General features: G+C 52.9%; 12 protein-coding genes and 2 pseudogenes. 4 read left to right on the top strand and 10 right to left on the bottom strand.

Annotated features, from left to right (window positions below; all coding sequences use genetic code 11):
- Position 1 precedes the first annotated feature (1 nt).
- The 7 genes from ACLW56_RS07070 to nrdR form a co-directional block, all read right to left on the bottom strand.
- Positions 2-1465 carry a DUF3375 domain-containing protein gene (locus ACLW56_RS07070; RefSeq protein WP_330983086.1) on the bottom strand — a complete coding sequence of 488 codons (1464 nt, stop codon included), beginning with the start codon at positions 1463-1465 and terminating at the stop codon, positions 2-4.
- Between the two features lie 165 nt (positions 1466-1630).
- Positions 1631-2137, bottom strand: a complete 507-nt coding sequence (gene pgpA, locus ACLW56_RS07065) for a phosphatidylglycerophosphatase A (RefSeq protein ID WP_330983238.1) — start codon at positions 2135-2137, stop codon at positions 1631-1633.
- Entirely contained in the window at positions 2124-3098 is a 975-nt protein-coding gene (thiL, locus tag ACLW56_RS07060) for a thiamine-phosphate kinase (protein ID WP_330983085.1), read from the bottom strand. The genes pgpA and thiL overlap by 14 nt, the downstream gene beginning before the upstream one ends.
- Before the next feature lie 69 nt (positions 3099-3167).
- Positions 3168-3587, bottom strand: a complete 420-nt coding sequence (nusB, locus tag ACLW56_RS07055) for a transcription antitermination factor NusB (RefSeq protein ID WP_312624796.1) — start codon at positions 3585-3587, stop codon at positions 3168-3170.
- Positions 3588-3606: 19 nt separating this feature from the next.
- The gene (gene ribE, locus ACLW56_RS07050; protein WP_330983084.1) at positions 3607-4077 is read right to left on the bottom strand and encodes a 6,7-dimethyl-8-ribityllumazine synthase; all 471 of its coding nucleotides are present in this window, start codon (positions 4075-4077) and stop codon (positions 3607-3609) included.
- Positions 4078-4165: 88 nt separating this feature from the next.
- Positions 4166-5269, bottom strand: a complete 1104-nt coding sequence (gene ribD / locus ACLW56_RS07045; protein ID WP_330983083.1) for a bifunctional diaminohydroxyphosphoribosylaminopyrimidine deaminase/5-amino-6-(5-phosphoribosylamino)uracil reductase RibD — start codon at positions 5267-5269, stop codon at positions 4166-4168.
- Between the two features lie 3 nt (positions 5270-5272).
- Positions 5273-5722, bottom strand: coding sequence for a transcriptional regulator NrdR (nrdR, locus tag ACLW56_RS07040; protein ID WP_330983082.1), 450 nt, complete (start codon positions 5720-5722; stop codon positions 5273-5275).
- A gap of 144 nt (positions 5723-5866) precedes the next feature.
- On the opposite strand from nrdR, the gene ACLW56_RS07035 reads away from it, so the two are divergent.
- Positions 5867-6409 (top strand): DUF3251 domain-containing protein, encoded by a 543-nt coding sequence (locus ACLW56_RS07035; protein ID WP_330983081.1) that lies wholly within the window; start codon positions 5867-5869, stop codon positions 6407-6409.
- Between the two features lie 311 nt (positions 6410-6720).
- Positions 6721-7614: a nucleoside-specific channel-forming protein Tsx gene (locus tag ACLW56_RS07030; RefSeq protein WP_330983080.1), complete on the top strand. Its 894-nt coding sequence runs from the start codon at positions 6721-6723 to the stop codon at positions 7612-7614.
- A 113-nt stretch (positions 7615-7727) separates the two neighbouring features.
- Here the strand turns inward: ACLW56_RS07030 and ACLW56_RS07025 are convergent, their stop codons facing one another.
- The 3 genes and pseudogenes from ACLW56_RS07025 to ACLW56_RS07015 form a co-directional block, all read right to left on the bottom strand.
- Positions 7728-9116: a M24 family metallopeptidase gene (locus ACLW56_RS07025; RefSeq protein WP_330983079.1), complete on the bottom strand. Its 1389-nt coding sequence runs from the start codon at positions 9114-9116 to the stop codon at positions 7728-7730.
- A gap of 87 nt (positions 9117-9203) precedes the next feature.
- Positions 9204-9299: pseudogene (locus tag ACLW56_RS07020) on the bottom strand (DNA-binding transcriptional regulator); the annotation flags it as partial.
- Positions 9300-9325: 26 nt separating this feature from the next.
- Positions 9326-9484 (bottom strand): annotated as a pseudogene (locus ACLW56_RS07015) (VOC family protein); the annotation flags it as partial.
- A 205-nt stretch (positions 9485-9689) separates the two neighbouring features.
- On the opposite strand from ACLW56_RS07015, the gene ACLW56_RS07010 reads away from it, so the two are divergent.
- Complete coding sequence (locus ACLW56_RS07010) at positions 9690-10877, top strand: hypothetical protein (protein WP_330983078.1); 1188 nt, start codon at positions 9690-9692, stop codon at positions 10875-10877.
- A gap of 122 nt (positions 10878-10999) precedes the next feature.
- Positions 11000-12325: an IS4 family transposase gene (locus ACLW56_RS07005; RefSeq protein WP_330983077.1), complete on the top strand. Its 1326-nt coding sequence runs from the start codon at positions 11000-11002 to the stop codon at positions 12323-12325.
- The last annotated feature ends 13 nt before the right edge of the window (positions 12326-12338 follow it).

The raw sequence follows: 12338 nt of genomic DNA, 5'->3' as shown, positions 1-12338 counted from the left end.
GTTACCCTCCCCGTACAAACGTAATTTTAGGTACCGACACGCTTCTCGTCAGACCGGCTTCAGGCTGCCAGGAGACGCGTTGCTTATGCTGTTTGTCGATATGCGAAGCCACCACCTGGTCGCAGCCCATTTTGATGTAGGTCAGCAGTTCATCCAGCCCATACTGCAATGGATAGCGTTCCAGCACTTCCGCCAGAGTGACCTGCCCGTGGTTATCCATCAGGCACTGCAAAATATTGCGCTGGAGCTGCTGCTCACTGATATGGCTTAACGCAAGCAACTGGTTGAAATCAACATCAGGCTCTGACTCCGCAACCGTAATGCGGCTCTCCAGCTGTTCGTCCTGTTTCGGCTGCCAGAGCTGACGGCTAAACAACGGGTCGATCTCTGCCTGCATGCCACCGAGCGAGAGTGCATTCAGTTCGTCTTCCCGCTCTCTGAAACGGTGAGCTTCTATTTCAAACTCACGAATAATTTCCAGCACGCGTCGGTTATCCTGCGATTGTTCCTGGATATAGCGCCTTAATTGATCCGTAATTTGCTGACGGGTCGCATTGACTTTCCCCCCAGCATCCAACAGCCAGCTGTATAAATGCGTCAACAACCGATCGTTTTGAATAACCTCACGCCCCTGTTCGTGTTGCAATAACAGCTGTAAATTTTCCCGCATTCCATCCCGCATTTTGGGCGTCATCAGCAGCTCAAAGAAGGCGCTAAATGACTGGCCCTCATCAGAATCATCAATCACATCCTGATGCTCGAAAATCCTGTCCAGCACGTCACCTTTAAGATGACCACCGGCACTGATAGTCTTACGTGAATCGCGGTCAAGCTGGCGAAAATTGGCCTCAACCTGGCGAAAATCCCCAAGCAACTGGCGAGACATATCGGAGAGTAAATAAAGTCTTTCCCTGATCTGTGTCGCTGAGAACCCCTGCTCCTGCCCAAGCTCTACCGCCACGATGGATTGCTCAATTTCAGCTTTTCGTGCTTTAAGCTGTTGCAGTTTTTGCACCGGATCTTCACTGGTGCCTTCAACCAATTCACCAATCATATCCAGCAACAGTTTCAGGCGCGATTCGGTGCCGACAAACTGGCGCCCCTGTAGCTCTTCAAGCCAGTGCAGGGCTTTTTCCACTTCGGGTAGCAAATCGCATTCCGGTTCATCGCTGCCTTCGGACAGATACTTTCTGAGATAGCCGCCTTTATTATTAATCCAGTCATCAAGGTAGTTTCTGGCTGCTTTGGGATATTTTTCTTCGCCATAGCTTTCTTTGATATCAAACAAGTGTTGCTCCAGTAAGCCAACCAGCTCCATATAGGGAACGCTGCGGCGATTGGTCACAACAAAGACACGATAGAGAAAACTGACGGTAAGAGAGAAATGTGTTGAACGAAGGAGCTTTAACGCCAGGCTTTGTTCTTTGAATTGTTCAAGGAAGTCATAACTGAGATCGGTTGCCATCATCACCAGCCTTACAAAACGTTGCTACAGGAGAAACGGTCTTGTATTTAGTGTGTCCGATTTCGCAGGAGGATGTCCAGCAGGACTTTACTCATTAACTAAATGAATAAATTGACATTAATATATAAATATTGATTATAAAAAAGGAGAGCAAGCCCCCCTTTATCAAATAATCCCCATCGGCCAGTGGTGGCCAATCAAGTACAGCAGCCCCGCAGAGATGATCCCGGCGATGATATCGTCGACCATAATCCCCATGCCGCCGTGCACGTTGCGGTCAAACCAGCGAATCGGCCACGGCTTCCACATATCGAAAATGCGGAAGATCACGAAGCCTGCGGCGACCCACTGCCACTGGTTGGTTGGCAACGCCATCAGCGTTATCCACATCCCGACAAATTCGTCCCAGACGATACTGCCGTGGTCATGCACGCCCATGTCTTTGGCAGTGCGGTGACAAATGTAGACCCCGATAGAGATACTCAGCATCACCACCAGCGAATAGAGCTGCCAGGGCAGAAGCGTGAGCAGATACCAGAAGGGAATGGCGGCCAGAGAGCCCGCCGTGCCTGGCATGATTGGGCTCAGCCCGCTGCCAAATCCTGTGGCGAGTAAATGCCAGGGATTGAGCAGACTCAGGCGGCTTTTCGCGACGTCTTTACTGCGCAAAATGGTCGTACCCCTTCCAGTCGAGCGTCACCGGCTTACCGTCACGCTGAAAATGCAGTCCTTCTACATCGGCCGTCATCTGCCCGATGCAGGTATACGCCATACCAAAACTCCCCAGCGCCACATCCATCGCACCTCGGTTCAATTCTGGCACGGTAAAGCACAGCTCGTAGTCTTCGCCGCCCGCTAACGCCCAGCGCAGCGCCTGCTCAGGCTCGACGTGGCGAGTCATGGCTTGCGAATACGGCAGTAAATCGAGATCGATTCTTGCCCCGCACTCGCTCGCTTTGAGGATGTGCCCTAAATCAGAAATCAGCCCGTCAGAAAGATCGATAGCCGAATTTGCCAGCCCGCGCAGGGCTTGCCCGCTCAGAATGCGTGGCGTCGGATGGAGATGGCGTTTGACCAGATAATCAGCGTCTTCTTTCGCGTTAACCTGCAAGCGGTCCTGCAAAATCGCCAGACCCGCCGCGCTATCACCCGGTGTGCCAGTGACGTAAATCCAGTCACCTGGTTTTGCGCCTGACCGCTTGAGGGCCCGGCCTTCTGGCACAAAACCATGAATACCCAGCGTCATCGACAGCGGACCTTTAGTGGTGTCGCCGCCAATCAGCTGCATATCGTAGTAATTGAGCTGTTCGAACAGGCTGTCGCTGAACGTTTCCAGCCAGGCGTCATCCACAGAAGGCAGCGTCAGGGCTAATGTCAGCCACGCGGGGTCCGCGCCCATCGCCGCTAAATCACTGAGATTGACCGCCAGCGCTTTGCGAGCAAGATCGGCAGGGTTGATGTCCGGAAGAAAATGAATGCCCGATACCAGCGTATCGGTGCTGATCGCCAGCGTCTGTTTCTCTGGCACGCTGAGCAGCGCACAGTCGTCACCGATTCCGGTTTCAACATCAAGACGGGAGCTTCTTACGCGATCGAAATAACGGGAAATGAGAGAGAATTCACCGCATGCCATGCGTCAGCCTCGAGACAGGAAAAAAGAGAGGCCGACCAAAGCGGAGAAACCGCTTCGTCGGCCTGCAGATTACTTTTTGCGGGGACGGATGACCGGAGCTGCTTTATCCAGCACGCCGTTGACAAACTTGTGGCTGTCTTCAGCGCCGAAGGTTTTCGCCAGTTCGATGGCTTCGTTGATGGCCACTTTGTACGGCACATCATCACGTTTAGCCAGCTCGAACAGCGCGATACGCAGCACGGCTTTTTCCACCTGACCCAACTCTTCCAGCAGACGGGAGAGGTACGGTTTCATCAGGCCATCGAGATACGCGCTGTTGGTCGCCACCCCGGACAGCAGTTCACGGAAGTACACGACGTCGACGTCTTTCACGTCCTGTTCCGCCAGGAACTGATATTCAACATCAGCGATGTCGTTATGGGACAACTGCCAGGAGTAAAGCGCCTGGACGGCACACTCACGGGCGCGGCGACGAGCAGCAGGTTTCACGGAATTCCCCTTACAAAAATCAGGCCCTGATGGCCTTCAATACATTAATCATTTCAAGTGCGGTCAGTGCAGCTTCTGCACCCTTGTTACCCGCCTTGGTGCCAGCGCGTTCGATGGCTTGTTCGATGCTTTCGGTGGTCAATACGCCAAAAGCGACCGGAATTTCGCTGTCCTGTGCAACCTGCAGCAGGCCATTGCTTGCGCCACCGGCGACGTATTCAAAGTGAGCCGTACCGCCACGAATAACGGTGCCCAATGCCACAACGGCGTCATATTTACCGGTCTTCGCCAGTGCGCCCGCTGCCAGTGGCAGTTCGTATGCGCCCGGAACCCAGACTACGGTGATGTTGTTATCGTTCACTTGACCAATGCGCTTCAGGGCGTCAATCGCACCTTCCAGCAGGCTGTCATTGATGAAGTTGTTGAAACGCGCAATGGTGATGGCGACGCGGGCTTCAGGAGCCGCTACGTTAGCTTCGATAATGTTCATACTTTTCCTTTTGGGATTCGACTTACCCCATGAGGGGGGCGGATTTTATCATAATAATTTGCGCGCTGCTTCGGTTATTGACAGCAACTTACGCGGGTATCAGGTGCAAACAGAGATCCGGGCCAACGTGGCGTATCTCGCTGAAACTAAATTGGGGCGCATCGGCCAGTTTCTCAAGCCCTGGCAGCACACATAATCCTCTGGCGTCACTGCCTAACAGTTTAGGCGCAACGTAAACAATCAGCTCATCCACAAGCCCTGCCTGCAACAACGCGCCAGCAAGCGTTGGACCAGCCTCAACCCAGATACTGTTAATCTGCTGTTTGCCCAGTTGCATCATCAGCAAGACCAGATCCAGATGACCGTTGTGTTCCGGGATTTGCAGCGTGCGTACAGACTCCGGCCAGTCGCGAGGATCTGGCTGAGTTCTGGCAAACCAGGTTTCGCCCGGTTGCTGCACGATGCGGTGTTCCGGCGTCACACGATTTTGACTGTCGATAACGATACGCACTGGCTGACGCAAATTTTCCTGCGGATACTGCGCCTGCACATCAGCGTTGAGTTCTTCCCGGCGTACGGTCAGAGCCGGATTATCCGCTAACACTGTTGCACTGCTGGTGAGAATGGCATGGCTTTCTGCACGTAAACGCTGAACGTCCCGGCGCGCTTGTGGCGAAGTGATCCACTGGCTTTCACCGCTCGCCATTGCCGTGCGCCCATCCAGCGATGCGCCAAGTTTTAGCTGGATAAACGGGAAACCGGTACGCATGCGCTTCAGGAAGCCTTTGTTCAATGCTTCGGCTTCGCTCATCATCAGCCCGTGGCTGACTTCAATGCCTTCCTGCTGCAAACGATAAAGCCCACGGCCTGCAACCTGGGGATTTGGGTCCTGCATCGCTGCCACCACGCGGTTCACGCCTGCCGCAATGAGAGCGTCACAGCACGGCGGCGTACGCCCGTGGTGGCTGCACGGTTCAAGCGTGACGTATGCCGTCGCGCCTTTAGCTTTTTCGCCAGCCATACGCAACGCATGCACCTCAGCATGAGGCTCGCCCGCTCTGTAGTGCGCGCCCTCTCCCACTATCTCGCCGTCTTTGACTATCACACAGCCAACACGTGGATTGGGATGAGTGGTGAAACGGCCCTGATTCGCCAGCTTCAGCGCACGCGCCATGTACTGTTCGTCATGCATGGCTTAGTCCTGTAAACGGGCGATCTCTTCGCCGAATTCTTTGATGTCTTCGAAGCTGCGATACACCGAAGCAAAGCGGATATAGGCCACTTTATCGAGCTTCTTCAACTGCTCCATCACCAGATTGCCAATCTGTTTGCTTGGGATCTCACGCTCACCGGTGGCGCGCAGCTGCGACTTAATGTGATTCAGCGCCATTTCGACGTCATCTGAACTGACAGGACGCTTTTCGAGTGCTTTCTGAATGCCGCTGCGCAATTTGTCTTCATTAAACGGCTCGCGAACATCGTTGCTTTTCACCACTCGCGGCATCACAAGTTCGGCCACTTCGAAGGTGGTGAAGCGTTCATTACAGACCAGGCACTGTCGGCGGCGGCGTACAGAAGAGCCTTCTCCCACCAGACGAGAGTCGATCACTTTGGTATCTACGGCTAAACAAAATGGGCAATGCATGGCGCGTCCTGACGAAAGGGGAATAATATTTTCCTATTTTACCACGACCCAGGCGGCGCCGTCATTTTGAGACAAACCCCCGATGGCAACGCGCGCGATACTGCTACCATTGAAGACGAAAGAACTCTGAAAGGAACCCTGACAATGACACGACGTTATTTACGCCTTTTGGCCGTGGGAAGTTTGTTTACCCTTAGCGCCTGTGCACAGCAAACCGAAGTTCACCAGATGCAGCAGAGCGTGAGCGCCCTCTCTCAGGACATGTCCAAACTTAATCAGGAAACGGTCAAGATAACCCAGCAAAATGCGCTGAATGCAAAATCCGCAAGCGGTGTTTACTTGTTACCCGGCGCGAACACCCCGGCACGTCTGGAAAGCCAGATTGGTACCTTGCGCATGTCGCTGACCAATATTGCGCAAAACGCTGACGGGATGCGTGCCACGCTGCGTATTCAGGGTGAATCCAACGATCCGTTGCCCGCCTTTAGCGGCACAGTCGAATGGGGCCTGATTCAGGGCACCACGGACAACTACCAGGAAGTTGACGTTAAAAACCAGCTCATCAACGCCCCAGCAAGCATCCTTGCCCCAAGTGATGTCGATATTCCGTTGCAGTTGAACGGCATCGATCCGAAACAACCGGTCTTCGTCCGTATCCACGACATTCAGCCAGTGAATGCTCAGTAACTGATTGTTGCCGGATAACGCCCGTTATCCGGCCTCTTTCCCGCCTGTTCCTCACGCTTTGACCCCCTTTGCAATGTTTCCTGTTTTTCCAGAAAACCCTGGAAACATTCATGAGAATCCGTACAATGCCCGCCGTCAATGTACGCAAACGTGAACGCAATCGATTACGTATATGAGAAAACTGTGAAACACCACATATTTTTGTGAGCAATGATTCTTATAATAGGCCTCGCAAAAACAGTTACATTTAGAAACGCTTCGGCGGGTCTTTTCACACCCCGAAAGGGATTTTTAAAAAAGTGGCGTCTTTTATGAAAAAAACATTACTTGCAGCCAGTGCAGTGCTTGCGCTCTCCTCGTCTTTCACGGCAAACGCTGCCGACACCGCTAAGCCAGAGTACGTCTCTGACTGGTGGCACCAGAGCGTCAACGTGGTAGGCAGCTATCACACCCGCTTCGGACCAAAAATCAACAACGACGTGTACCTGGAGTACGAAGCGTTTGCCAAAAAAGACTGGTTTGATTTCTACGGCTACATCGATATCCCAAAAACCTTCGGTTGGGGTAACGGCAATGACACTGGCGTCTGGGACGACGGTTCCCGCATGTTCATGGAAATCGAGCCGCGCTTCTCCATCGACAAGCTGACCGGCACCAGCCTGGCGTTCGGTCCGTTCAAAGAGTGGTACTTCGCGAACAACTACATCTATGACATGGGTGCTCACGGCAACGATGCCAGCAAGCAGAGCACCTGGTACATGGGTCTGGGCACCGACATCGACACCGGTTTGCCAATGAGCCTGTCCCTGAACGTGTACGCGAAATACCAGTGGCAGAACTACGGCGCGTCCAACGAAAACGAGTGGGACGGCTACCGTTTCAAAGTGAAATACTTCGTGCCAATCACTCAACTGTGGGGCGGTCAGCTGAGCTATATCGGCTTCACCAACTTTGACTGGGGTTCCGATCTGGGCGACGACAACTTCATCGACAACAACGGGAAGCACGCGCGTACCAGCAACTCCATCGCCTCAAGCCACATCCTGGCGCTTAACTACGATCACTGGCACTACTCTGTGGTGGCGCGTTACTGGCACGACGGTGGCCAGTGGAACGATGATGCCAGCCTGAACTTCGGCGACGGCAACTTCAGCGTTCGCTCCACCGGTTGGGGTGGTTATCTGGTTGTGGGTTATAACTTCTGATAATGCTGATGCCCGGCGGCGCAGGCTTGCCGGGCCTACAACAGAATGCAAGGCATCAACGATTAGCCCGGTTTGTAGGCCCGGTAAGGCGTAGCCGCCACCGGGCAATTTCTCTACTTCACGCTCAACGCTGTACTCTGATCCAATAGCCACGGTCGTAAATACCCCACCGTATTTGAAAACGGCAACACCCATTCCGGCAACTGAATCCCTATATCACGCTCGATAAACGCTCGTCTTTTCAGGACTCGCGCCCAAAGTGCCGGGTATTCAGCGGATAACTGTTTGCGCAGCGTTTCATCTGCCAGTGCCACCGTGTCCTCAATGCTTGCGCCCGCGTAGCCCGCACGTGATGGGATAATATCGATTTGCAGCAGCATGCCGCTTTTGAAGGGAATGTCAGACCCGGGGCCGACTGGCGAGCATAACCACTCTTCATCTGCGACCAGGTGACCAGGATTGAGATGCCAGTGGTATGCCGACTTTGGCAGCACGTCTTCAATCAGTTGATACAGTTCGCCGCCCGTCATGCCCGGGCGAATGTTTTCCAGCCAGGTGACCACCGCGCGGAAATACGGAATAACCACCACATCAAGATAATCACTTACTGCTTCAGGGAGCTGAGAGGCATCTTTTACGACGTAAGCCGCGCGACTGCTGAGCCCGCCTTTATAACTGGTGGTCAGCGAAAATTTATCACCCTGCTGCACGACTTTGTCGCCAGGATAAAGACTGGCGTTAGCGAAGCGGTCGCCCGTCGCGGCGATCATCACCACGTTATTCGGTTGACCGTCAGCGGCTAGCAGGCTGGCGATTTGCTTTTCAGTTTTGCCCGGTGCAACGGCATTTAAGGCGCTCAGAATAGCGGTAGAAGCCAGATTCGCGCCGTACTCATAATGCGCCAGTTCATTGGCGTTGTTGACAACGCGTGCCCCAACCGCTGGGGAAATAAATAGCCCGGTGGCATTTTGCAGTTCCGCAAGCGGTGCCGCTTCACGGAGGGCATCCACGATAAACGCCGGAATATCAAACATCTGACGGGTATTGTCTTTCACGCCGGTGAAGAGTTTCCAGCCCGCCAGCCCCAACCGATTATTCGCCGTGATACCCGCGCTTTGTAATAGCTCAGGCAGAGACTGCACGTTATCCATCGGCTGATTAGGCAACGAGAACCACGGCGCATGCACAACACGGTTTGGCAACCGGGCATGAGCGGCCAGTTTGAGATTTTCATTGCCAAGCACCAGCACCGCTTCACCATCGCTATGCAGTACCAGCAGCGCCTCCTCGAAGCGCGGAATAAACCCGGTGAGATACTCAAAGTTGCCGCCGTGCTCTTTGTCAGCGTAGACAATCAGCGTGTCCAGCTTCTGTTGCTGCATTCCGGCGAGCACTTTCGCCTTACGCTGTGCAAGAGTGGCATCGCTGAGCGTGACTGAAGGCAACCCCGTCCAGCACTGCGGCTGCGGGACGTTCTGAAGGTGAATGTGGTGATGGGGCATTTCCGTGTGACTCCCGAGTCGTGAGTGAGACCCTCACCATACCTGCAACGCCGGGGCTTGTGCGAAAAAAAGTGCCAGAGTTTGACCTCAGCGTCCGTTCCGATCTTCGCAACGAACTTTTCGCAGAAAATCACTGAGGGAACGGTCTGCTCACTCGCAGAATCGCCTTCCGGCATGCCGGACAGCGACACGCCCAGTCGCTCAGCCAGCAGCGCCCCACCCGTTGCGGTCTCTGCATGTGAGAAAACAGCCATTTCCACCTCCGCCATACTTTCACGTCGCAGTTTCACTTGCATGACGGGCTCATAAAAAGCGACAGCACGATTGAGGTCAGACACCGGGATTTCAAACCAATTGATGATGTTCATACAGTCTCCGGGGTCAGGGATAAGTTCACTGAGAGCATAGAACAAGGCTACTGACAGGCGTCACTTACGGTCGGTAAACGGGTTGCCCGGAGAGAGGCTCCCTTCAGGAACCGGATATGCTGAACTCGGAGATAAAAAACCTCCTTTAATGATCAAAAAATAGATTAAAATGCGCACAACTTTGTTCATTAACTACAGGTTTTTTATGGCTAATCATCTCAGCAAAGCGAAGGCCGCGAAACGCAAAAATACCGCTAACACTCCACGTCAACGGTTTAACGCCGGATGCAAAGAAATAAAGAAACAGCAGCAACGCATTGAACAGCTGGTCCAACAACAACAGGAGTTGATGGCACGCTTTAGCGAAAAAGTATTACCCCTTGAACATCAGCATACTCACCTTATCTATCTCAAAATAGAAAAGCTCATCGCCTTTATGGGGAAAAAATCCATTGCGAATTACCAGCGTGAAGAGTTGGGCTTGTGGATCCAGGATGAATTACAGTTCCTGATTGAACACCCCTTCCGGGACGTGACTACCGATCTCAACGCTCTCATTGATCTTTACAGCGACAGCGCCAAAAAATCACTCGCTCCCCCTTCTCCAGAAGAGATTGAGGATCTTCGGGATGAGTTGCGAAACAGGTGGGGGATCGCCGGTGATCTGAGTGACGAACAAATCGCAGAAATGATGCATGACCCACAAAAATTAGCGGCTCTTATCCGCGAATTCCATGAAACGGCAGGGCAAGACACCTATGACTTTATGGATGAAGAAGAGGGTGACTCAGATTTTTATGATGATGATTTCTTTGAGGATGACCAGTCATCGGGCAAAACCGCTCACTCATCTCAGAAAAAAGTAGATTCGCTGTTCAGCCGCTCCGTCATTAATCGGATGTATAAACGATTGGCTGCGGCTTTTCATCCTGACAGAGCACAGGATGACACAGAAAAACAGCACCGTCATCAGTTGATGACCACTCTCTCGGCGGCCAGAAAGTCGCATGACGTCTGGGCTATTTTCAGTTTGTATCAGGAGCACATAGATGCAGACGCTGAGTTTGCAGAAATAGATTTACCGGCCCTCAATTCCTTACTGGAACAACGAATAGCCACTCTGAAAGAAGAATTCAAGGCACTCAATAATGACAGCGATTCGCCTGAAGGCATGATCTGGTGCAAGTTTAAGAGCAGCACACAAAAAGACATCGATAAGAAAATCAATGAGCATATTACGGCTCTGCGTTCGTTTATCGAAGAGGAAAAACAGGAGCTGGAAAATCTCAGCACGCTGAAATCGCTCAAAGAAAAGTTAACAGCGCGTGATGAACAGATGCAGGATGAGGAACAGAGGTTTCTTGAAGACTTTGTACGATCGCTTCATCGCTGAAAAAACTCAGCTTCAATGAAAAAGGCCAGTCGAACGACTTAATGCCGATCATTTAAGAGTACTTGAACGATCCTGCCAGTGAGAGACAATCCGGGAACAGCCCTCTGCTCCCGGATTTTTTTATGTCTGAACAGGATATGGATTTTGTTGTTGATGCTTTCGCCTCTGAGCTGGATGCTTTTTCTCGCTCCCTTGACCCCCTCTGGATACACCAGGCATTAAGCGCCTGCCAGAAGGCCAGCATTCGCAGGCGTCGCCTCCCTGCTGAGCAGGCTGTCTGGCTTATTCTGATGATGGGGTTGCTGCGTGACTTATCCATTAAAGATGTCTGCCATCATCTCGACATTGTTCTCCAGCCTGAAGACGGTTATCAAAGCCTTGCCCCCAGCGTACTCACTGCCGCACGCCAGCGCCTGGGCGAAGCCCCACTTCGCTACCTTTTTCATGCCTGCAACGAGGCCTGGCAACCTGCGGCACTCGGGCCCGCTACGTTCCATGGCCTCCGGGTTCTGAGCGTTGACGGAACACTTTTTCGCACGCCCGATTCACCTGAGAACGCCGCTGCTTTTGGGTTTATCGAACCGTCCACGGGGACATTCCCGCAGGTACGGATGGTCGGGCTGATGGCAACCCATTCCCATATGTTGCTGGATGCGGCGTTTGGCGGTGTGGCCGAGGGGGAGCTAACGCTGGCGCATCGTCTGATTTCCTCCGCCCCTGACCATACGCTGACCCTGTTCGACCGCTGTTATTTCAGCGCGGCTTTTTTCCTGGAATGGCAGCAGGCCGGAGCCTGCACACACTGGCTCACACCAGTAAAAAGTAAACTCCGCTATGAGGTTATCGAACGATACAGCGATTACGACATGCTGATTGAGATGCCGGTTTCACCTCAGGCTCGCAAGGCTGCGCCTCATCTCCCGGAAGTCTGGCGGGCAAGGATGGTGAGTTATGTCAGCGGTGGCGGTAAAGGGAAAATCACGGGATTTTTAACGTCGCTGACCGATCCGGTCGCCTGGCCAGTCGAAGATTTGCTGCGAATTTACTGGGAACGCTGGGAGATCGAACTAGGCTATGGAGAGCTAAAAAGACGGCAGTTGAAGGGGGAGGTCACACTGCGGAGCCGATTTCCGGAGGGGGTAAAACAGGAGCTGTGGGGGATCCTGGTGTCGTACAACCTGCTGAGAAAGGAAATGGTGGATATTGCAGGAGAGGCCGGCGTTATTCCAACCCGGATAAGTTTCGTGGCGGCATTAAATATTCTGATATCGCAGGTCAGGGTGAGTGGTAAGGGCGCGACGGGGAATATACCTAAGCATCTGAAAGGAATGAGGGAAAATGTAAAAGCCTTTATCCTTCCGGAAAAAAGAAAGCACCGACGATACGAGCGTTCGGTGCTTTATATTCCGCCTAAATATCCGTTCAGCTATAAGTCACGCGAGGCTTAAGTGAACGGCATTA

It is taken from the genome of Pantoea sp. sgz302252 (genome assembly GCF_047713085.1).
Taxonomy (GTDB): domain Bacteria; phylum Pseudomonadota; class Gammaproteobacteria; order Enterobacterales; family Enterobacteriaceae; genus Scandinavium.
This window is presented reverse-complemented; position numbering and strand designations above follow the sequence as displayed.

Excerpts from the sequence above, each read along its gene's own strand:
- ACLW56_RS07070 (WP_330983086.1), bottom strand. The coding sequence starts at position 1,465 with ATGGCAACCGATCTCAGTTATGACTTCCTTGAACAATTCAAAGAACAA.
- thiL (WP_330983085.1), bottom strand. The coding sequence starts at position 3,098 with ATGGCATGCGGTGAATTCTCTCTCATTTCCCGTTATTTCGATCGCGTA.
- ribE (WP_330983084.1), bottom strand. The coding sequence starts at position 4,077 with ATGAACATTATCGAAGCTAACGTAGCGGCTCCTGAAGCCCGCGTCGCC.
- ribD (WP_330983083.1), bottom strand. The coding sequence starts at position 5,269 with ATGCATGACGAACAGTACATGGCGCGTGCGCTGAAGCTGGCGAATCAG.
- nrdR (WP_330983082.1), bottom strand. The coding sequence starts at position 5,722 with ATGCATTGCCCATTTTGTTTAGCCGTAGATACCAAAGTGATCGACTCT.
- ACLW56_RS07035 (WP_330983081.1), top strand. The coding sequence starts at position 5,867 with ATGACACGACGTTATTTACGCCTTTTGGCCGTGGGAAGTTTGTTTACC.
- ACLW56_RS07030 (WP_330983080.1), top strand. The coding sequence starts at position 6,721 with ATGAAAAAAACATTACTTGCAGCCAGTGCAGTGCTTGCGCTCTCCTCG.
- ACLW56_RS07025 (WP_330983079.1), bottom strand. The coding sequence starts at position 9,116 with ATGCCCCATCACCACATTCACCTTCAGAACGTCCCGCAGCCGCAGTGC.
- ACLW56_RS07010 (WP_330983078.1), top strand. The coding sequence starts at position 9,690 with ATGGCTAATCATCTCAGCAAAGCGAAGGCCGCGAAACGCAAAAATACC.
- ACLW56_RS07005 (WP_330983077.1), top strand. The coding sequence starts at position 11,000 with ATGTCTGAACAGGATATGGATTTTGTTGTTGATGCTTTCGCCTCTGAG.